The organism is Jeotgalicoccus nanhaiensis, from assembly GCF_015235105.1.
GTDB lineage: Bacteria > Bacillota > Bacilli > Staphylococcales > Salinicoccaceae > Jeotgalicoccus > Jeotgalicoccus nanhaiensis.
Window position 1 is genome coordinate 348,317 of record NZ_JADGLW010000003.1, and the last position, 20,642, is coordinate 368,958.

The following is a 20,642-nucleotide window of genomic DNA, read 5'->3' on the forward strand; positions in this document are numbered from 1 at the left end:
CCTGGTTAATTATTGTACTCTGTCTTCCAAGAACGTAGAAACACCCGGTCCAAGCGGTAAGCCTGTGAAGTAGAACACTCCGAGCAGGATAATCCATGCAAGCAGGAATACTAATGAATACGGCAGCATAAGTGACATATAAGTTCCGATACTTGCATTTTTATCATAACGCTTCATAAACGCCAAAATAATAACCATATAAGGGAACAGCGGTGTAATAATATTTATAGATGAATCAGCAATACGGTAAGCAGCCTGTGTAAAGGCTGGATCGTAACCAAGCTGCATGAACATTGGAACAAATATAGGTGCTTCAATTGCCCATTTAGCAGAACCTGATGTAATCAGGAAGTTCAGAAGTGCGGTAAAAATAACGTAGCCGATAATTAATCCGATTCCTGTAAATTCTACGCTTTCAAGGAACTCAGCCCCATTCACTGCGAGCCAAGTACCAAGGTTGCTCCAGTTAAAGTAAGCGATAAATTGAGCAATTGCAAATACGAGAACAATATAACCTGCCATATCTTTAATGGACTCAGTCATATAATATGTTGCGTCTTTTGTCGATTTAATCTTGCCGGTAGTGATACCGAACGCAATTCCAATTAAAATAAAGAAGATGAGTATAATTGGTACAATACCGTCAATGAATGGTGACGGTATAATACCGCCTTCTTCATTGGTCAGCGGACTATTCGGAAGGAGAATAACTGCGATAATAACAGCCCAGTAAACAACACCTGTTACTATTGCAGCTATCAAACCCTTTTTAGCGTTTGGCAGTTCCTCTGAATCTTCTCCCTCAATACCTTCGCCCTTATATTCTCCGAGACGCGGCTCGACAAAACGCGATGTCAAGAGACCCCCGATAATTGTGAGCATAAATACGGAAATGATATTAAAGTACCAGTTATCAACCGGTGTAATTACGATTGTGTCATCAATTAAACGAGCTGCTTCTGTCGAAATGCCGGATAAAAGTACATCTGTCCCTGCAATGAATAAGTTTGCGGTAAAACCAGCGCCCGCACCGGCGAAACCTGCAGCAAGCCCTGCAAGTGGATGTCTGCCGAGTTTATAGAAAACCAGCGCCCCGAGCGGAGGAATAATAACCGCAGCAGCATCTGATGCGAGGTTCCCCATAATACCGACGAACACCACTGTATATGTAACTAAAAACGGCGGTGATTTTAAAATTGTTTTACGGATAGCATAATCGAGCAGGCCGACTTTCTCAGCCAGTCCGATACCGAGCATCATAGACAATACAAGACCGAGCGGTGCAAATCCTGTAAAGTTGTCGAGCATAGAAGTCAGTATGAATTGCAGGCCTTCTCCGGAAATTAGACTGTTGATAGGTAATTCTTCTCCGTTCCCCGGATGTATTACCGAGGCGTCAAACAAGCTGAATGCCCAAGATATTACTATAATTAAAAACGCCAGTCCGAGAAATAGTGCGAATGGATCTGGCAGCTTATTGCCGACGCGTTCAACGACGTCTAGGAATTTTTGAAAAACTCCTTTTTTCTCTGTTTTGTCTGTCAATGAAAACCCTCCCATAATATATTACTTTGTTTTCCCCGATATAATTAAATTAAGTTATAAGCAGGATATAAAGAGTTTACATAAATTTCTGTTAATTGTCCATGCAATTTTTCTTCAAACAACAACATAAATGATTTTAATATACTTATAGTTTCATTTTTATTATACTTATAAATATAGACGAAAAAACGGCAAACAGTAGGAGGCAGGACATGAAAATTGCGTATATCGTTGATAGTACTGCGAGTTTATCAGATGAGCTAGCAAACCGTTCAGATGTATTTCAAGTACACTTATCTGTAACATTCAAAGACGGAACGATTTTTAAAGATACTACGGATGAAACGGCGCTCAAATCATTTTACCAGCGTCTGGCAACGGAAAAAGAAATTCCAAAATCATCTCAGCCTCAGGTCGGTGAATATTATGAAGTTGTCGACCAGATAATTTCAAAAGGTTACGATACTATCATTGCTATTCATATCGGCAAAGGCCTCAGCGGAACTTATCAGAGTGCACAGATGGTTTTAAATGAGTATAAAGAAGAAGGTAAAATTAATTATTATCTTATAGATTCCAATGGTACTTCTTATATTATAGAACATCTTCTCGAACAGACAATCGAACAGATTGAGAAAGGAACCGCCGTGGAAGAGGCTGTCGGAAAAATTGAAAACCTGGTTAAAGTCAGCCAGATATATCTAGTTGTGGATGATTTGAATTACCTTGTCAGAGGCGGCAGACTTGGAGCGGGAAGCGCCTTTATAGGCAGTCTCTTTAAAATTAAACCGATTGTATATTTTGCTGAAGACGGCAAAGTGAAACCATTTGACAAAGTGCGGACGAACAGCCGTGTTATTAAATTGTGGGAATCAATTATTGAAGAAGCAATGGACAAGTTTAACGGCAAGTTTAAAATTGCGATTGCTCACGGAGACATTGCAGAAGAAGCTCAGCATATTAAAAAAAGATTTGAAAATATGTATCCGGGCATCAGCTGCCGGGTCGGTTATTTAACACCTGCACTTGGTGTGCATGGAGGTATTGGCAGCAAAGGGCTCGGTATCCTGCCGTATTTAAACTAAAATGAATTACCAGAGTTCCTATGAAAATAGGAACTTTTTTTAATTACTTATAGAGAGGTAAAGATAATGAGCGGACGAAAACTGATGAAAGATTATTTTGATGAAGATCTTGCGAAACATTATGCCGGGGAGATCAGCCGCGTCTATCCGGATTTTGACAGTGACAGTTTTATTAAAGAAACAGTAAGGGAAATTGAAGGCGGACGCATGTCTGAAAGAATTGAAGTATTCTCAAAACAGCTTAAGTATTATCTCCCGGATGATTATATCGAAGCAACAGAGATTATTATAGAAGTACTCGGTCTCGAAAATGACAAATTTTACTTTCCGTTTGAAGAAATGTATTACTACAGAGCACTGTCAAAGTTTATTGAAACATACGGTCTCGATCATTTTGACCAGTCAATGAAAGCGATAGAAGAAATTACGAAACGGGATACAGCGGAATTTGCTATCCGTCCTTTTATAAGAAAAGATTACGATAAAGTTGAAGCAGTATTCAAAGTTTGGGGAGAAAGTGATAACGCTCATTTAAGAAGGCTGGTGACAGAAGGTACAAGGCCCCGTCTGCCGTGGGCAAAAAAACTTCCTTTTTTAAGAGATGATATACAGGAAAACTTCAGACTGCTGCAGCCATTTCTGAATGATCCGTCGAGATACGTTGAAAAATCGGTGGCGAATCATCTAAATGATATATCTAAATACCATCCTGAAGAAGTGATAGATTTTCTTAAAGAAAATATTAGTGAAACATCACCTTTCATTGTAAGAAGAGCCCTCCGAACGCTGAAGAAGCTTGAGCAGGACGAAGCGCTTGACCTCCTGCAGCAGTTAAAATAAAGATTCTTTCTTTTTAATCATCCTTTAATTATTGTTTAACTTTCCCTTAGCCGAGGGCGGATATACTGTAAGTAACAAATGAAACATACCGCACAAATACAGCGGAAAAATTTTGGAGGATGATTGACATGAAATTGAATAAGAATCTTTTAGCTGGCGGCGTACTGGCATCAGTCTTAGTTTTAGGAGCATGCGGTGCAAATACAACGGCAAGTGCCGATGATATGGAATGGGAAACTGAAGAAAGTAACGGCTCAGTCACAGTCAGAGACAACGCTGAAACAGAATTAGGTACAACAGCCCAGGAAGCGGTGGACAAAGCACTTAAAGAATTCGAGGGGACAGTTACAGATGTTGAATACGATGAAGATGAGGGCGTCTATTACTATGACATAGAAATTGAAAACGGTCATGAAGATTTTGAAGTGAAACTGAATGCAGAAGATTTGAGCATTATTGAACAGGATCTGGACCGTGATGATGAAGACAAAGAGCAGACAGCAGAAAAAAATAGTAACCAGTCTGACGGCTCGAATAGCAGAGTAAAACTTTCAGATGCATTTAAAGACGACAAATCATTTGAAGCCATCGAAGCAGCCCAAAAAAGATTTGACGGTATTTTAGAAGAAGTCAGCTACGATGAAGATGATGGTGTGTATTATTACGAAGTAAAACTTGAAAACAAAAATGAAGAATACGAAGTGAAGCTGAAAGCAGATGATTTGTCAGTCCTTGAAGAAGAGCATGACAATGATAATAACGAGCGCGGATTCAAACGTCTGGAAGCAGCACAAACAGAAAAAATCATTTCATTGAAACAGGCAAGAGAGGCCGCCCTGGAAGCTGCGGATGGTGAAATTGAACAATGGGAATACGATGCGGACGACTTTAAATATGAGTTTGAAATTGATGATTACGAAGTGAAGATTAATGCAAAAACAGGTGATGTTACAGAGATTGATGACTAATTTATAACGCCCTTCGGGGCGTTATTTTATCATTCATAAATACAGCTGCAGCACGCTTACATGATATAATTACAAGCACCAACAAACATTGTGAGGCGATATCATGGAAAAGATATTGATAGTGGAAGATGATGAGAAAATTGCACGTGTTATTCAGCTTGAATTGGAATTTGAAGGTTATATAACAGATATAGCATATACAGGAAAAGAAGCGCTGGAAAAGTATGAAACAGGCGGCTTTTCACTGATGCTGCTCGATGTCATGATACCGGAACTGAACGGGCTGGAAGTGCTGAGAAGAATCAGACAGAAAAATTCTGATATTAAAATAATAATGCTCACTGCAAGGGACGCTGTGATGGATAAAGTCAGCGGGCTTGATTCAGGAGCTAATGATTATATGACAAAACCATTTGAGGTGGAGGAATTGCTTGCACGAATCCGTGTGCATCTGAAATCGGCAGCGGCAGGCGAAGTGAAGACAGAAAGTATTAAATACCGCCATCTTGAAATCCGTCCTCTAGCAAGAGAAGTGTACAGTAACGGCGCAGCAGTCTATTTAACACAGAAGGAGTACGATGTGCTGCTTTATCTTATAAATAATAAAAACCACGCGCTGTCCCGCGATCAAATCATCGATGCAGTCTGGGGATATGATTACTTTGGCGATACGAATACGGTGGATGTTTACGTGCGGTATATTCGTAAGAAGCTGGATACAGACAAACCATCAATCATTTCCAGTGTGCGCGGCATTGGTTATATTATTAAGGATTAGTTTATGAAACTTGGGACGAAAATACAGTTATATACGACGGTAATGATTGCTATTGTTGTAGTGCTGACTAACTTATTAATTTACTTCGCCTATAAACATTATTCGCTGGAAGCGGAAATGGGACAGCTCGAAAATCGCGGCAATAATATAATTACTGAAATCCAGCAGGCAAAAGAGAATGGTATCAGCGGCGAAACTGTCCTGCAGTATTTCTCGCTCTCAGACGACTATATTACGATGCTGAATGCACAGGAAAAGCCTATCGTCAGAATTGCTACAGAAGAAAGCTATCTCGATCTCGGCCGTTCGTACAGTACGTCGCAGTATACGGATACAGTGTCGTTTAAGGGTGAGAATTTTGTCATGATATCTATGCCGGTCATTTGGGAAAACGGTGAAGTGCACAGCTTGCAAATATATGAGAATGTATATTTTTTATATGATACTTATAATATTTTAAAGTGGATTTTAATCATTTCAACTGCCGTTCTGCTGCTGCTTGTCTTCGTTTTAAATCAGTTCATTACCAATCTGATTACGAACCCGATTAAAAAGCTCGTAAAAAGAATGAATGATACAGAAAACGTACGGCGTTATAAAACTATACCGGTCAATAAATCTGATACTCTGGAATTGAAAATGCTGACCGATTCATATAACGATATGATGATGACTTTAAAAGCGCATGATGATAATCAGCAGGCTTTTATCATGAATGCATCACATGAATTAAAAACACCACTGACAGTAATCAGTTCATATGCAAGTATGCTGGAACGTTTCGGTAAAACCCGTGAAGATTTGCTGGATGAAGGAATCACCGCAATTTCGGAAGAAACGGCACGCATGAAATATTTAACGGAACAATTCTTGAGTTTTACAAAAGTAACGCATAGCGATACAAATCAAGATAAGGAGTATGTTCCTGCAGTGAAGCTGATTGAGAGCGTTGCGTCACGTCTTGAAAAAGTGTTTAAACGCAATATTAATATCGACTCCGGCGGTAAAAATCCTTATGTTTATGTTAATCCGCCGGCATTCGAACAGCTGCTGCGCATATTTTTGGATAATGCGTATAAGTACAGCAGTGACGATATAGATGTCAATATCGATGAAACGGATAAATCGATTATTATTGCTGTGACAGATTACGGTATCGGAATACCGAAAGAAGATTTAAACGAAATTTTTACCCGTTTTTACCGGGTGGATAAAGCCCGTACTAGAAAAACAGGCGGTTCGGGCCTCGGTTTATCAATAGCAAAACAGCTGGCAGAGAATAATGATATTGAGATATCGGCTGAGAGTATTTTTACAGAAGGATCAACATTCACATTAACGATGAAAAAGGAGACTGACAATGACGAAGCGGAGTAAATTTGTAATTGCGCTCTCAGGACTCATAGCAGGTATTGTTATAGGTGTCCTGTGGGTAACCTTAAATCAGCAGGATTTTATCTCCGAAGATGAAGCACGCGCTGTTGTTACAGAACGTTACGGCGGATCTGTTGAAACGGTATCGCTGTCAGACGACGACCGTTATTTTGTGATTAACTTGAAAGGTAAATCGGCGACACACAGTATTACTGTGGATCGTGAAGATTCGAGTGTACAGGATATTCAAACAGTGGCTGAACATCCGGAAAATGAAAAAACTGTTCAGGAAGATAAAGAAAAAGAGCAGGTGCAAAGAGAAGAACAAACAGAAGATAAAAAAGAAACTGAACAGCCGGAGGAAGACACAGAGCTGACAGTTGAAGAAGCTGTAGAGATTGCAGCAGCAGAAGTCGGCGGTATAAATGTTTACTCGACGTGGAGCGGTGAAGGAGACACCCGAGAGTACTATATTCTGCAGCTGGTTAATGATGATGATGAAGGCGCCTTGATTACAGTCAATGCTGTCACAGGTATCGTTGATAAAGTTATATGGCTCGAAATAGATGATGATTATGAAGAGATGGAGCAGCTGGTCTATGAGGCAGCTGAATACGCAGCTATGTACGATAGCAGATATATCGAATTCGACGATGATTATTTTGAAGACTAGTACATTCGTTGACAGAGATGTTGATAAGTTATATAATTTGATGGATTTGAAGCCCCTGAGGAGTAATATCATGACGAGAATGGAAGAAAGTTTAAAAGCATTTGTCGGTATTAAAAGAACAAATGATATTTTGGAGAAGTTGGTAAAGAATGATGCACAGCAGTACGGACTGAATATCAGCGAGTTTGCAGTCCTGGAACTTTTATATAATAAAGGTCCCCAGCCGATTAACCGCATTCAGGAACGGATATTGATTGCAAATTCAAGTACGACTTATATACTGGATAAGCTGCAGCAAAAAGGCTATATAATCCGGAAACGTGATGAGAATGACAGACGCAGTATGAAAGCGGCATTGACTGAAGAAGGAGAAAACCTGATTGCACGGATTTTCCCTGCACACAGCGAACTTCTTGCAGGTTTGTTTACTGCCTTAAGTGACGAAGAGCTGAGTGCCTTCAGAGAGATGCTGAAAAAAATCAGTGCCAGTGCGCACAGCAGCAATTAAAAATACGGGGTTATTCGAGCGGTACACAAACGTGTACCGCTTTTTTTATATTCCAAACTGTTCTATAGTAATAATAATATTAAAATGAAGGAATGTGTGATTATGCTGGAACGACTAGAGAAAGATGAGTTTGAACAATTATATACATTGATGACGGATTCATTTCCGCCGTCGGAAATAAGAAATTTTAAAAGACAGCAGATGCTGCTGGATAAGCCAGATTATAACGTTTATATATTGCGCGAAAATGGCGAAATACTGGCGTTCTTTGCAGAATGGACCAGTACAAAATACCGCTTCTTAGAACACCTCGCAGTGAATGAAAAACATCGTTCACGAGGTCTCGGTTCAAAAACGCTTCAGGCATATACCGATATGAGCAGTAAACCTGTTGTCCTCGAAGTGGAACCGCCTGAAGATGAAATACAGAGACGCCGCGTAAAATTTTATGAGAGAAATGGTTTTCATTTATCCTCTTACAGTTATATACAGCCTGTAATTAATGAAGGTTACGATACTATCCCTCTCGTCATGATGACATATCCGGAGCTGCTTGATAACAGTGCGCTTGGAGGAATTAAAGACTGGCTCGATCAGACTGTTTACAAATCGTAATTAAAAGTTTAATGGGGGATGGAAATGGATTTTATAGAACGGGGAACTAAAAGTTACAAACAGACAGCACTCGCTTTTTTCGCCGCAGGCTTTAATACATTTGCGATACTCTATGTAGTGCAGCCGATTCTGCCTGATTTAACTGCTTACTATGGTGTCACTCCGACAGCTGCAAGTTTATCGCTTTCCGTAACAACATTTACTCTCGCAGTCAGCATGCTGATTTTCGGTTCTATTTCAGAAGCAGTAGGACGGAAAAATATTATGATAGCATCAATGCTCGCTGCTTCGGTCCTATGTATACTTACTGCCTTCAGTCCGACATTCAGCTCATTAATTGTTATGCGGGCAGTGCAGGGGGTGGCGCTTGCCGGCCTGCCTTCTATTGCGATGGCTTATCTTGGAGAAGAAATTCATCCGCGGAGCCTCCCGGGCGCGATGGGATTATACATAAGCGGAAATGCTCTTGGTGCAGTATTTGGCCGTGTTTTTTCAGGTGTAACAGCAGGATTATGGGGATGGCAGTATGGTCTGATTGGCGTCGGTGCAGTCGGTCTGTTTGCAGCATTTATTTTCTGGTATGCATTGTCTCCTTCCAAGCATTTCGTGAAGAGAGATTTCAATGTTAAAGAACTTCTTAAATCACTGACCGGCCACATGAAAAACCCGCTGCTGCTTATTTTATTTATAATGGGTTTTCTGCTTCTCGGAACAAATGTTTCTCTTTATAATTATGTTTCATTCGTGCTGATAGAAGATTATAATATCAGCCAAACCGTCGTCAGCGGGATTTATCTGATTTTTCTCGTGGGTGTTTTAAGTTCGATGTTTTCAGGAAATCTTGTTTACAGGTTTGGTAAAGTAGTCATGCTTTATGCGGGGATTATTGTTGCGATTACAGGGCTTGTTACAGTGCTTCTGCCATCTGTATGGATGATTATTGCCGGACTGATATTGTTTACGTTCGGGTTCTTTATCGCACATTCGCTCACGAGCGGCTGGGTCGGGAATATTGCACACAGCAATAAAGCCCAGGCATCATCACTCTACCTGTTTTTCTATTATACTGGTTCTAGTGTAGGGGGGACGCTTGCGGGGGTATTCTGGATGCAGGGCGGCTGGCTTGGAGTTTCAATGATGAACATTGGATTTTTAACGTTATGTCTGATTTTGTTCATGCTGTTTTTGTATTTGCTGAAACGGAGAATATGGCATTTCAAATAAAAAAACGCCCTTATGGACGTTTTTTTATTTTATGAAAAATAACCTTTAATAGATTTTACTTCTAAAAATTCTTCTATGCCGTAATCGCCCCATTCACGTCCTATACCTGACTGCTTATAGCCGCCGAATGGTAAATTGCTCGGGCCTCCGCAATCATTAATACTGATTGTGCCCGCTTCGATGGAACGTGCAACATACTGAAGTTTTTCTTTGTTCTTGCCGACAACATAACCTGCAAGTCCGTAAACAGTGTCATTGGCAATGCGGATTGCTTCGTCTAAATCGTTATAAGTAATGACACTCATTACAGGGCCGAAAATCTCTTCCTGAGCAATAGTCATACTGTTATCAACATCGGTAAATATTGTCGGTTTAACGAAGTAGCCTGTATCGAGACCTTCTGGTTTCCCTGTACCGCCGTGATACAGTGTTGCGCCTTCTTCCTGTCCTTTTTGAATATAACTCTGCACTCTGTCGAACTGTTTTTTGCTGATAAGCGGACCGACTTCTATGCCTTCTGCTCTTGGATCACCGACATTTACAGTGCTGATTTTCTCTTTCAGTTTCTTTAAAAACTTATCTTTGAGTTCTGCCGGTACGAGTGTCCGGGTGCCGGCTGTACATACCTGACCGGTGTTTCTCACTACTCTGTTTACCGCAGAAGCTGCAGCATCATCCAAATCTGCATCATCCAGTACGATTAAAGGAGATTTACCGCCGAGCTCCAGAGCTACTTTTTTAAAGTCAGCTGCTGCTTTTTCCATAATACTTTTGCCTGCCCGTCCAGAACCGGTAAATGACATCATCCGGACATCGGGATGTTCACTGAGCGGTGTGCCAACGTTGTCGCCATCGCCGTTTACGAGATTGAAAACACCTTTAGGCACGCCGGCTGCCTGGAAAATCTCTGCTAAAATACATGCGGTAACCGGCGTCTCTTCACTTGGTTTTAAAACTACCGGAGAACCAGCTGCGAAGGCCGCTGATAATTTTAAGGCGGTCTGATTGGTCGGGAAGTTCCACGGTGTAATTAAACCAGCCACCCCGATACTTTCCTTCACAATGAGTGCATCGTCCCGCTGTTCTTCAAACTCAAATGTATCGAGTGTTTCTGCAGCAGTTCTGAAATGATTTAACCCAGCATTATAGTGGGAATTCTCAGAAACTGAGAGCGGCGAACCTAGTTCGTTTGTAATAGTTTCAATCAAGTCATCTTTCCGTTTCTCATATTCATCTGCAATACGTTCGAGCATTTCTCTGCGTTCCTTTACAGGAGTATTGCGGAATTTCAGATAAACGCTGTGTGCGGCAGCGACTGCTTTGTCGACATCTTCTGAGTTGCCGGCGGCAACAGTTGCAAATACCTCTTCAGTAGCCGGGTTAATAACCTCTATGGTTTTATTGTTTGCGCTGTCTGTCCATTCACCATTTATAAATTGCTGAGTATATTTAATCAAAGTGGAATCCTCCTAATTTTGTGTGTATCTGTATAGTTGTATTTATCCGGTAGAGCAGTTTTTCAAACAAAAAGGCATATTAAAAACCTGAAGAAAAATCTTCAGGCTGATTGTTTATTTACGGAATGTTGAAAGGAAACTCAGCGTGTTCAGACCGAACAGTCCGAGTGCTTTTTTACTTCCCTCATAACCGTGACCCGCTTTCAGATGTTTTAAGATAGCGACGCCGAGAACTGCGTTAATGAGGAACGTTCCGATACGTGTAAAAGTTTTCCCGAGGAACGACAGGAAAAGAAAAATTGAACCGACAGCTTCAAAATAGCCGGCGATTTTCATCTGGTCTTTGTTGACATTGAATTCCGATTCAAAATCTTCGCCGAGATTTCCTTCAGCTTTAATCTTATCGAGACCACCTTCAAATACTTTAGAACCTACATATAAATTAACGAGATATTTCAGCATATTCTGCCTCCTGAAATTTTTTTTAAAATAGACAATTATTAATTATATGACCATTTTAACATAAGGATAAACATAAAATTGCAATAATTAAAATTGACTAAAAATTTTTCGTATGGTAACTTAATCTCATTGTAATTTCATGAAAGGCTTTTCATAAAATATACCATTATAGATAAATATTTGGGGGTTTTGACAATTGACGAGCTGATAGGCATTGGTCTTCTTCTGGTTATTTTAGTATTTTTCACTTTATTTACTCACTTTGCACCTTACGGTTCAAAAGTGATGGGTGCTTTTGCAGGTGCTGCAATCGCTACATATTTGGTTGAAGCTTTAAATACATTTGTTATTGGAGATCTTTTTGATCTCGAATTTTTCCAGACTGCTGGAACAGTGGCAGGAGGTCTGGATGGCACGATAGTAGTTATGCTTGTCTGTCTGGCTATGAAAGTTAACCCGGTAAACTCTGCAATCCTGGCCGCAGGATTTGGTGACATGGGACTGATTCCGGGGCTGTTTGCAGCATATATCGTATCATTTGGTGTACTTTGGCTGCAGCGGGTTATTCCTAAAGGACTCGACTTTATCATTGTAATTTTAATCGCTTTGCCGGTCATTCGTCTGCTGGGATTATTTATTACACCGCTTGTGGACAACTCACTGCTGGAGATTGGAACAATTATTCAGACTGCTACGGATACAAGTCCGCTGCTTATGGGGTTGATGCTCGGGGGTATTGTTACAGTAGTCGGGATTTCGCCGCTGAGCTCCATGGCATTAACTGCCCTGCTCGGACTGACAGGGGTGCCGATGGCAGTAGCTGCCTTATCCGCTTTCGCTTCTTCGCCAGCAAACGCGTGGCTCTTCTATAAACTTAAAATAGGAGATTTAAAATCGATTATTTCAGTAGCAATCGAGCCGCTTTCGAAGGCAGATCTGATCACTGCGAATCCTATACCTATGTACGTCACTAACTTTATAGGCGGCGGTTTATCGGGGATGGTTATTGCGATGTCGGGAATGGTAAATGATGCTCCCGGTACAGCAGCACCGGTGCCCGGATTGCTGGTAATGTTCGGTTATAATCCTGCAGTACAGGTTTTAACATATGCAGCAATATGTGCAGTGATCTCATTCCTTATTGCAGTAGCAGGTTCTTATGTATTCAGAAATACTAAAATTTATAACAGTGAAGTGCTTAAGGATTCATTATAAGAAGGCTGGAACAAAAGCTTTAAGACAATAAAAGAAATGGCTTGGAAATCTTGATTTTAAGACTTCCAAGCCATTTTTTATAGAATGAATTAGATTAATGACAGGTTACCGGATCAGTTGCTTGCTGCTAGAGTAATAGCTAGGTTTCCGGGGTTGGGATGATCAGGTCTCATGTGTATCCGCGGTCTGTAGGGTAGGTATGATCGGATCTCATATGTATCCGGAAGCTTCAGGATTGGCATGATGGGGTCTCATGTGTATCCGCGAGCTGTGGGGTTGGGATGATCGGATCTCATGTGTATCCGGAAACTCCAGAGTTGGCATGATGGGGTCTCATGTGTACCCAAGATCTCCAGGATTGGCGTCACAGATTCTCATAAGTATCCCAACCCGTTTTATAAGGTGAAATGAAGAGTATTATTACAATAATATATTTCATATTAACTTAATGCAAAAATTTATGTGCAAGAAAAATAAAAAAATTAAGACTTTGAAAGTATTGTGACAGATTAAACTATAGGGGCTAATTAGAGGTAAATAATGTTATATTGGCAGTGAACCTTCAGAGATATTAAAGGAGTGACTGTCTAATGGCGGACAAGATGGAAAAAGAAAAGAAAGGCTATAAGCCGGTCTGGATTATTGTTGCTTTTTTAGTTTTAATAATTATTAACTTTTTACCTGCTCCGGAAGCACTCGGGGTCGTCGGACTCAGAGCGTTGTCAGTTCTGGCATTTGCGGTAATCATGTGGGTAACCGAAGCTGTTAAATATCCGGTCTCTGCAGTAATGATTGTCGGTCTGCTCATCATCTTGCTGGGGCTTTCACCAGTGCCTGCAAATGATATTGGCGCCGCACTTGATGTGCCTGACGGCGCAGAACAATTTGGTACAAGCAATGCCTTGTCATTGGCTTTTTCAGGTTTTTCAAGCTCAGCTCTGGCACTTGTTGCAGCAGCTCTCTTCCTTGCCAGTGCCATGCAGATTACCAATCTGCATAAGCGTCTCGCGCTCTACGTATTGAGAATTGTAGGAAATAAAACGAATGCGATTGTTTTGGGCACGATTCTGGTCTCGATTTTACTGGCCTTTTTCGTTCCCTCAGCAACGGCAAGAGCAGGTGCAGTCATACCGATTTTAATAGGTATGGTAGCAGCCTTTGGTATGCCGAAAGATAGTAAACTTGCTACCTTATTAATTGTTACAGCTGTACAGGCAGTATCAATTTGGAACGTCGGTATCAAAACTGCCGCAGCACAAAACCTCGTGGCCGTCGGATTTATTAACGAAGCGATGGGCGAGGACGTTTCATGGATTGACTGGTTTATCTATGCAGCGCCGTTCTCAATTATAATGAGTATACTTCTTTACTTTGTAATGACACGCTTCTTTAAAGCTGAAACTGATGAAATCAGCGGCGGACGTGAACTCATTGATAAAGAACTCGCGGAACTTGGTCCTATTAAACCTGTTGAATGGCGACTGATAACAATTGCTGCACTGCTTCTCATTTTTTGGGCAACAGAAGGTATACTGCATCCGTTTGATTCATCCTCAATTACGTTAATTGCTCTTGCGCTTATGCTGTCACCTAAAATTGGTGTCTTTACATGGAAAGAAGTGGAAAGCACAATTAACTGGGGAACGATTATCGTATTTGCGATAGGTATATCACTCGGTACTGTACTGCTCCGAACAGGGGCAGCACAATGGTTATCTGATGTGACATTTGGTGCCATGGGACTCGATGCATTTCCGCTGGTCGCAGTTATTGCTCTCGTTTCTGTATTTAACATTATTATTCATCTCGGCTTTGCGAGTGCAACTTCACTTGCATCTGCGCTGATTCCGGTATTTATCGCCTTGACGACTACGCTGAATATGGGCGATGCATCACTTGGGTTTGTACTGGTTCAGCAATTTGTTATTTGTTTCGGCTTCCTGCTGCCGGTAAGTGCACCGCAGAATATGCTTGCTTACGGAACAGGAACGTTTACAGTAAACGACTTACTGAAATCCGGTATCTTCCTTACAGTCGGAGGCTATCTGCTTATCATTCTACTGTCTGCCACGTATTGGCAGTGGATTGGTCTGCTGTAAAAGAAATGGATGTTAACCGCTCTCTTCAAAGAGCGGTTTTTTTCTTTTTACGGTTTGGACTGGGGAGCGGAAGTCTATATACAATACAGGAGGGGGATAATGAAAAATAAGCTGTTAAATTATTTAAACCATAGAAATGCGCCGCTCCCAAAAGGACCATGGATGATGTATCAGCGCTGGGAAAATCTTCTGTGCATGCATATTCCTGCAGATGCTGCAAAATTAATATCCCATATTCCAAAAGAACTCGAGCTCGACTTGTACGGAGGGGAAGCGTGGATTTCCATATTCCCTTTTAAAGTGAATAAACTCCAATTAAGAGGACTGCCGCGATTTCCGTATTTTCACGAATTTCTGGAATTGAATGTAAGAACGTATGTAAAATATAAAAATGTCCCGGGTATATATTTCTTTAGTCTTGATGCAGAAAAAATAATGCCTGTTATAGGGGCACGGCTCGGTACGCTGCCGTATTACAAAGCGAAAATGAATGCTGAAGAAATAAACGGCTGGACAGAATATTACAGCAGACGGCAGCTGCAAAGAGGAAAGAAACCTTATTTTAAGGGAAGATACAGGCCGGTTTCAAAGCAGGAACTTTCAATTTCCGGCACATTGGATTACTGGCTTTTTGAAAGATATTATCTTTTTAATACAGTGAGAGGTAATATCGTCAGTGTTGGTATTCATCATCTTCCTTGGAAACCGGCCAAAGCGGCTGTCACTTATGAAACAGATGCGTTAAACTCACTGCTGCCGGGAGAAATAACAGGAGAAACAATAAAGGCTTATTATGTAGAATCGCTTGATGTACTCTTCTGGCCGCCTGAGATTATTAGAGAAACTAAAAAGGACAGCTGACTTCAGCTGTCCTTTTTTATTTAAATAATAGATGCAATATAAAATGTAATTACCGATAATAAAATCGATGTAATAACTAAAGCGTAAAGCGGTTTTAATGCTTTTTCCCGGATGGATTGCAGTGAAACACTGAGACCGAGACCGACCATGGCCATAACCATTAACAGAGTGGTCAGCTGATCAATTACTGCGCTCAACCCTTCAGGTATTGTGATAAATGTATTTAATATTGCTATCAGGACGAAAAAGAAAAGAAAGTAAGGAATATCAACTTTTCCGCCAGTTTTCTTATGCTGTTTTCTGGAAACGAAATACATCAGCAGAAAACTTACAGGAATAAGCAGAAATACTCTGCTTAATTTAGAAAGTAAGGCCATTGCCATACCCTCGTCATTGGCACTGCCCCCTGCCAGTACAACCTGAGCAATTTCATGGAGACTGAGACCGCTCCATACACCATATGTAATATCATTCATATCGAATAATGGGCCGATAAATGTATAGCTGAGGGCAAAGACTGTTCCCACAACAGAAATCAAACCGATACTGATAGCAGTATCTTCTTCTTTCGCCTTGATGATTGAACTGACTGCAGATATCGCCGCAGCCCCGCAAATTCCAGTTCCTGCTGCCAGCAGAAACATAATTGATGAATTAGTTTTAAAATACTTATTCAATATATGCATAAGGGCAAAACTGAACGCGATGACACCGATGCCTAGAAGAATCATAATCCAGCCATCGCTGATAATTAATTGCAGGTTAAGTTTAAAACCGTACAGTACGATAGCAAAACGCAGAAGTTTTTTGGCTGAAAATGTAATCCCGGGACGTAAAGCTTCAGGATAGCCGAGAGTCTGTCTGTAAATTACGCCGATAACAAGTGCTACTGCCAGTGCGCCGATACTTGAAATAACCGGTAACTTCGAGAGCGTAATGCTTAAAACAGCGACGATAAAAGTAAATAAAATACCAAAAATAAATGTTCTGTTGAAATATTTATATATCATATTTGTGCACCTCATTAATGATAATAGTAGCACTTTAACAAGATTGTGGGAATCAGGAAAATGAATCATGGAAAAGGTATAAAATTAAATAGGAATTTTCTAATTATTGAAAGCGTTTTTATGTTAAGATTGCTGGTAAGAAAGTAAAAAAATTGAAAGGGGACTAATTTAATGAAAAAGAACCAATGGTTTTTAATGATGTTGTCTGCAGTTTTGCTGGTTTTAGCAGCATGCGGGGATGACTCAGGTGACGAACAGGAGAGCAGCGGAGAGTCAGGGGATGCTGCAGGCGGAGAGGACTGGATCGAAAATGTTACTCTGCTTACAGGCGGCGAAGCCGGAGTCTACTTCCCCTTAGGAGTTGCGATGGCTGATATTATTGATTCATCTCTCGATAATGTGAGTGCTACGGGTGTATCTTCTGGAGCATCAGTTTCTAATGCGGAACAGTTAAATAACGGAGAAGCCCAGCTCGCTCTCGTGCAGAATGACATCGCATTTTACGGTGCTGAGGGAAGTAATATGTTCAGTGAAGTTCTCGATAACTACAGCGGTGTATTCACTATTTATCCTGAAACAGTTCAGCTGGTTACTTTAGCGGACTCAGGTATTGAATCAGTGGCTGATCTTGAAGGAAAACGTGTTGCTATCGGTGACATGGGGTCTGGAACGGAAGCAAATGCTAATCAGATTATCGAAGCACATGGCATGACAGTTGACGACATTGATGCTCAATACTTAGACTTTGCGGATGCTTCTACTAACTTGCAAGATGGAAACGTTGATGCTGCTTTTGTTACTGCAGGAACACCGACCGGTGCTATTCAGGAACTAAGTGCAAGTGCAGATGTGAGAATTGTGAGTTTTGATGAAGATGCAATGGATAGTCTGATGGAAGAATACACTTATTATACAAAACAAGACATCCCTGCAGATGCATATGATAACTTTGACAGCACAGCATCTACAGTTGCAGTGCAGGCGATGCTGATTGCTTCCAATGATATTCCGGAAGACCAGATGTACGAAATGACTAAAGCAATTTTTGATAACCTGGACCAAATGGCGAATGCTCATGTCCGCGGGGAAGAGCTGTCACTTGATACTGCAGAAGAAGGTATGTCAATCGATCTGCATCCTGGTGTTCAGCGCTATTATGATGAGCAGTGATTAAATGAGTAAAGATAACTGTAAAAAGGCATTGCATATACGCAATGCCTTTTTATCCCTTACAAGTCTTTTTATCCTCCTGGAGATAGCGATAATATTTCAGCTGAATCAGCCGTTAAAAATTATTATTGAAGATATGAGCACTGAAGAAAAGCTATTTGAACAGAATATTGAATATGGAGAACACTTTGCAGTGAATTATATACATTCTGTCGAACGTTCGCCGGTAAGTGAAGTTTTTGAAGTACGGAGTGATGGAATTTATACGATGGAAAGTCATACAGAATCGTTTGGAGCAGGCATGCCTTATGAGGGTGAAGATGTCGAAATAGATGATGGGAAGTTCATCATCAAAAATATAAATCGTAAAGTACATGGAGGTACGTTGCGAATCAGACCTTCATCAGTGTTTCCTCACCATATTGTAATAGGGGACAAAGATATCCTCATTTCTGAGGCACCTTATAAAGGGAAAAATTTAGAAGTGAAATTAATGAAAGGTTATTTTAGAGGTGATTAACTAATGGATGCTAAAGAACAACAGAAATTAATTCAGGAATTGGAAGGCAGCGACAGGGATCTTGGAAAGAAGCTGACGATACTGGTTAGTTCGATTTCTATTCTGCTGGCGGTATTCCATCTTTATGTAGCAGGATTCGGCTTGCCAGGCATCGGCTCAAAAACATTTTTGATTATTCACCTTACGCTGGCAATAGTACTGGTGTTTTTAATTTTTCCGATCAAAAAAGGAACATCTCAAAAAACAATTCCGATATATGATTTTATTCTAGCAGCAATATCGCTTCTGTTAGGGATATATTTAATACAAAGACAGGATGCACCAGAAATAATGTCAGCACGTCCAACAGATTTAGATTTGATTATGGGTGCGCTATTTATCGTTATTGTTATCGAAGCGACCAGGCGGGTTGTTGGTTTGCCGCTTGTAATTATTGCGCTGATAGGAATCGGTTATTTCTTTGCCGGAGAATTTTTACCTGGACAGTTTTACCACAACAGAGGTGATTTCTCAAGATTCGTATACGAAATTACATACAGAAGTAATGGTATCTTCGGCACGCCAATATACGCTTCCGCCCAGTTTGTATTTATTTTTATACTATTTGGAGCAATACTCGAGTCCACTGGAGCTGGAAAGATGTTCATTGATCTTGCCATACGCGGATTTGGTAAATACAAAGGCGGGCCCGCCAAAGCAAGCGTGGTAGCAAGCGGAATGATGGGAAGTATTTCAGGCAGTTCGACTGCGAATGCGGTGACTACGGGAACATTTACAATTCCTTTAATGAAGAAAGTAGGATTTCCGCCGCATGTTGCCGGAGGCGTTGAGGTTGCTGCATCATCGAGCGGGCAGTTTCTTCCTCCTGTAATGGGGGCTGCTGCATTTATAATGGTTGAATTTACAGGTATTCCTTACTTTGAAATTATTAAAAGTGCGTTGATACCAGCGCTGCTTGCCTATGTCGGAATATTGTTCATGGTTCATTTCGAAGCCAACAAACATAATATATCCGGTATCGACAGGTCTGAAATGACATCGGCAAGAAAGCTGCTGCTCAGTCAGGGTTATCTGATTGTACCTATTTTAATATTGCTTTACTTCCTGGTAGTTGAAAGAGCATCAGTTAATGCTTCGGCATTTTACTCGATTATCGCCATGATTATTATTGCTTTTTTTGCATATCGTTTTAAAGAAAGTATGGGACGGACGATTATATTTGCCGCAATATTACTGGCTTTAACGTTCTCTATGCAGTATTTAATTGTATTTGTGAATCAGGGTCTGTCAATATTCGATAATGCGATCGGTTTAGGTCTGTTTAATGCTGAAACTATCCGCTGGCGCAGTCCGATATTTACCATGGTGCTCGGCGGTATTATTGTCGCTCTGCTTTTTGCGATATTCCAGAAGATGACCAAGCGGGATGTGACGCCGCAAAAGTACGGCTTTAAACAGCTGCTGGAAGGTTTCGATAAAGCATCCAGAAACGCCTTAAGTATTGTTGTTGCTTGTGCGACAGCAGGTATTCTGATCGGCGTAATCACAACGAGCGGCTTATCAACTAAATTCACAAGAATAGTCATCAATTTTTCAGACACGATTGAAAGTATGCTGCCGAACTTTATGATTACTGATAATACTCAGCTGTATATTGCGCTTATTCTGACGGTATTTGCATGTCTCTTGCTTGGTATGGGGCTGCCGACCACGGCGACGTACGTAGTGCTTGCGGCTGTTATAGCTCCTGTGCTGACAAACCTTGGATTGCCGGTCATTGTGGCACACTTGTTTGTATTGTACTATGGTGTTCTTGCTGACGATACGCCTCCGATCAATCTGCCGGCGTATGCGACAGCTGGTATAGCGAAAGCAGGACCGATCAGAACTGGAGTGCAAGGTTTTAAATATGACTCGGCTGCGCTTCTTCTGCCGTTTATGTTCGCCATAAACCCTACAATTCTGCTGATTACAGATGCAAGTGCAATGGAAATGATCTGGGCAATTATGACAGCGGCAGTCGGTATGGCGATGTTTGCGTCCTTTATACAAAACTTTATGTTTGTAAAATATAATATTGCGGAAAGAATCATTGCTGTTATAACGGCTCTCTTGTTTATCCAGAGCGATCTTATAACCGATTCAATAGGTTTCGGTCTGTTCATTCTGCTTGTTCTCTATCAGCTGTATAAGAAGAAAAAGAGAGAACCGGCGGCAGCTTAATAAAAAAGAAAGTAA

General features: G+C 40.9%; 19 protein-coding genes. 15 read left to right on the plus strand and 4 right to left on the minus strand.

What is annotated here, in order from left to right; all coding sequences use genetic code 11:
• Positions 1-9: 9 nt before the first annotated feature.
• Positions 10-1,560: an AbgT family transporter gene (locus IR135_RS06300; protein ID WP_135097788.1), complete on the minus strand. Its 1,551-nt coding sequence runs from the start codon at positions 1,558-1,560 to the stop codon at positions 10-12.
• 197 nt (positions 1,561-1,757) lie between these two features.
• On the opposite strand from IR135_RS06300, the gene IR135_RS06305 reads away from it, so the two are divergent.
• The 9 genes from IR135_RS06305 to IR135_RS06345 all read left to right on the plus strand — a co-directional run bounded on the left by IR135_RS06305 (position 1,758) and on the right by IR135_RS06345 (position 9,610).
• Complete coding sequence (locus tag IR135_RS06305; protein ID WP_135097790.1) at positions 1,758-2,630, plus strand: DegV family protein; 873 nt, start codon at positions 1,758-1,760, stop codon at positions 2,628-2,630.
• Positions 2,631-2,696: 66 nt separating this feature from the next.
• Positions 2,697-3,470 (plus strand): DNA alkylation repair protein, encoded by a 774-nt coding sequence (locus tag IR135_RS06310; RefSeq protein ID WP_135097792.1) that lies wholly within the window; start codon positions 2,697-2,699, stop codon positions 3,468-3,470.
• 128 nt (positions 3,471-3,598) lie between these two features.
• A complete protein-coding gene (locus IR135_RS06315) occupies positions 3,599-4,438 on the plus strand; it encodes a PepSY domain-containing protein (protein ID WP_167753378.1) in 840 nt (279 codons plus the stop codon).
• Positions 4,439-4,541: 103 nt separating this feature from the next.
• Positions 4,542-5,216, plus strand: a complete 675-nt coding sequence (locus IR135_RS06320) for a response regulator transcription factor (protein WP_135097796.1) — start codon at positions 4,542-4,544, stop codon at positions 5,214-5,216.
• A gap of 3 nt (positions 5,217-5,219) precedes the next feature.
• A complete protein-coding gene (locus tag IR135_RS06325) occupies positions 5,220-6,593 on the plus strand; it encodes a sensor histidine kinase (RefSeq protein ID WP_135097798.1) in 1,374 nt (457 codons plus the stop codon).
• On the plus strand, positions 6,577-7,263 hold the full coding sequence (locus IR135_RS06330) for a PepSY domain-containing protein (protein ID WP_167753379.1): 687 nt from the start codon (positions 6,577-6,579) through the stop codon (positions 7,261-7,263). The genes IR135_RS06325 and IR135_RS06330 overlap by 17 nt, the downstream gene beginning before the upstream one ends.
• Positions 7,264-7,333: 70 nt before the next feature.
• Entirely contained in the window at positions 7,334-7,771 is a 438-nt protein-coding gene (locus IR135_RS06335) for a MarR family winged helix-turn-helix transcriptional regulator (protein ID WP_135097800.1), read from the plus strand.
• A 102-nt stretch (positions 7,772-7,873) separates the two neighbouring features.
• Positions 7,874-8,386: a GNAT family N-acetyltransferase gene (locus tag IR135_RS06340; protein ID WP_167753380.1), complete on the plus strand. Its 513-nt coding sequence runs from the start codon at positions 7,874-7,876 to the stop codon at positions 8,384-8,386.
• A gap of 24 nt (positions 8,387-8,410) precedes the next feature.
• Positions 8,411-9,610 (plus strand): MFS transporter, encoded by a 1,200-nt coding sequence (locus IR135_RS06345; protein ID WP_135097804.1) that lies wholly within the window; start codon positions 8,411-8,413, stop codon positions 9,608-9,610.
• A gap of 29 nt (positions 9,611-9,639) precedes the next feature.
• Here IR135_RS06345 and IR135_RS06350 read toward each other — a convergent pair whose 3' ends face one another.
• Together IR135_RS06350 and IR135_RS06355 are read right to left on the minus strand one after the other, a co-directional pair.
• Complete coding sequence (locus IR135_RS06350) at positions 9,640-11,067, minus strand: aldehyde dehydrogenase family protein (protein ID WP_135097806.1); 1,428 nt, start codon at positions 11,065-11,067, stop codon at positions 9,640-9,642.
• 114 nt (positions 11,068-11,181) lie between these two features.
• Positions 11,182-11,529 (minus strand): hypothetical protein, encoded by a 348-nt coding sequence (locus IR135_RS06355; RefSeq protein ID WP_135097808.1) that lies wholly within the window; start codon positions 11,527-11,529, stop codon positions 11,182-11,184.
• Between the two features lie 195 nt (positions 11,530-11,724).
• Here IR135_RS06355 and IR135_RS06360 point away from each other — a divergent pair, with 195 nt between their 5' ends.
• From IR135_RS06360 to IR135_RS06370, 3 genes are all read left to right on the plus strand, one after another.
• A complete protein-coding gene (locus IR135_RS06360) occupies positions 11,725-12,744 on the plus strand; it encodes a PTS sugar transporter subunit IIC (RefSeq protein ID WP_135097986.1) in 1,020 nt (339 codons plus the stop codon).
• Between the two features lie 590 nt (positions 12,745-13,334).
• On the plus strand, positions 13,335-14,843 hold the full coding sequence (locus tag IR135_RS06365) for an SLC13 family permease (protein ID WP_228063443.1): 1,509 nt from the start codon (positions 13,335-13,337) through the stop codon (positions 14,841-14,843).
• Between the two features lie 99 nt (positions 14,844-14,942).
• Positions 14,943-15,704, plus strand: a complete 762-nt coding sequence (locus tag IR135_RS06370) for a YqjF family protein (protein ID WP_167753381.1) — start codon at positions 14,943-14,945, stop codon at positions 15,702-15,704.
• Positions 15,705-15,724: 20 nt separating this feature from the next.
• Here the strand turns inward: IR135_RS06370 and IR135_RS06375 are convergent, their stop codons facing one another.
• Positions 15,725-16,714, minus strand: coding sequence for a YeiH family protein (locus IR135_RS06375; protein ID WP_194194251.1), 990 nt, complete (start codon positions 16,712-16,714; stop codon positions 15,725-15,727).
• A 171-nt stretch (positions 16,715-16,885) separates the two neighbouring features.
• Here IR135_RS06375 and IR135_RS06380 point away from each other — a divergent pair, with 171 nt between their 5' ends.
• The 3 genes from IR135_RS06380 to IR135_RS06390 are packed head-to-tail and all read left to right on the plus strand — an operon-like array spanning position 16,886 to position 20,627.
• The gene (locus IR135_RS06380; protein WP_135097814.1) at positions 16,886-17,884 is read left to right on the plus strand and encodes a TAXI family TRAP transporter solute-binding subunit; all 999 of its coding nucleotides are present in this window, start codon (positions 16,886-16,888) and stop codon (positions 17,882-17,884) included.
• A 4-nt stretch (positions 17,885-17,888) separates the two neighbouring features.
• Entirely contained in the window at positions 17,889-18,404 is a 516-nt protein-coding gene (locus tag IR135_RS06385) for a DUF1850 domain-containing protein (RefSeq protein ID WP_135097815.1), read from the plus strand.
• A 3-nt stretch (positions 18,405-18,407) separates the two neighbouring features.
• Positions 18,408-20,627 (plus strand): TRAP transporter permease, encoded by a 2,220-nt coding sequence (locus IR135_RS06390; RefSeq protein WP_135097817.1) that lies wholly within the window; start codon positions 18,408-18,410, stop codon positions 20,625-20,627.
• Positions 20,628-20,642: the final 15 nt, after the last annotated feature.

What these genes read in the sequence shown, in the direction of transcription:
- IR135_RS06315 (WP_167753378.1), top strand. Translation starts at nt 3,599, where the DNA reads ATGAAATTGAATAAGAATCTTTTAGCTGGCGGCGTACTGGCATCAGTC.
- IR135_RS06340 (WP_167753380.1), top strand. Translation starts at nt 7,874, where the DNA reads ATGCTGGAACGACTAGAGAAAGATGAGTTTGAACAATTATATACATTG.
- IR135_RS06320 (WP_135097796.1), top strand. Translation starts at nt 4,542, where the DNA reads ATGGAAAAGATATTGATAGTGGAAGATGATGAGAAAATTGCACGTGTT.
- IR135_RS06370 (WP_167753381.1), top strand. Translation starts at nt 14,943, where the DNA reads ATGAAAAATAAGCTGTTAAATTATTTAAACCATAGAAATGCGCCGCTC.
- IR135_RS06345 (WP_135097804.1), top strand. Translation starts at nt 8,411, where the DNA reads ATGGATTTTATAGAACGGGGAACTAAAAGTTACAAACAGACAGCACTC.
- IR135_RS06335 (WP_135097800.1), top strand. Translation starts at nt 7,334, where the DNA reads ATGACGAGAATGGAAGAAAGTTTAAAAGCATTTGTCGGTATTAAAAGA.
- IR135_RS06305 (WP_135097790.1), top strand. Translation starts at nt 1,758, where the DNA reads ATGAAAATTGCGTATATCGTTGATAGTACTGCGAGTTTATCAGATGAG.
- IR135_RS06380 (WP_135097814.1), top strand. Translation starts at nt 16,886, where the DNA reads ATGAAAAAGAACCAATGGTTTTTAATGATGTTGTCTGCAGTTTTGCTG.
- IR135_RS06310 (WP_135097792.1), top strand. Translation starts at nt 2,697, where the DNA reads ATGAGCGGACGAAAACTGATGAAAGATTATTTTGATGAAGATCTTGCG.
- IR135_RS06365 (WP_228063443.1), top strand. Translation starts at nt 13,335, where the DNA reads ATGGCGGACAAGATGGAAAAAGAAAAGAAAGGCTATAAGCCGGTCTGG.
- IR135_RS06390 (WP_135097817.1), top strand. Translation starts at nt 18,408, where the DNA reads ATGGATGCTAAAGAACAACAGAAATTAATTCAGGAATTGGAAGGCAGC.
- IR135_RS06325 (WP_135097798.1), top strand. Translation starts at nt 5,220, where the DNA reads ATGAAACTTGGGACGAAAATACAGTTATATACGACGGTAATGATTGCT.
- IR135_RS06355 (WP_135097808.1), bottom strand. Translation starts at nt 11,529, where the DNA reads ATGCTGAAATATCTCGTTAATTTATATGTAGGTTCTAAAGTATTTGAA.
- IR135_RS06375 (WP_194194251.1), bottom strand. Translation starts at nt 16,714, where the DNA reads ATGATATATAAATATTTCAACAGAACATTTATTTTTGGTATTTTATTT.
- IR135_RS06330 (WP_167753379.1), top strand. Translation starts at nt 6,577, where the DNA reads ATGACGAAGCGGAGTAAATTTGTAATTGCGCTCTCAGGACTCATAGCA.
- IR135_RS06300 (WP_135097788.1), bottom strand. Translation starts at nt 1,560, where the DNA reads ATGGGAGGGTTTTCATTGACAGACAAAACAGAGAAAAAAGGAGTTTTT.
- IR135_RS06385 (WP_135097815.1), top strand. Translation starts at nt 17,889, where the DNA reads ATGAGTAAAGATAACTGTAAAAAGGCATTGCATATACGCAATGCCTTT.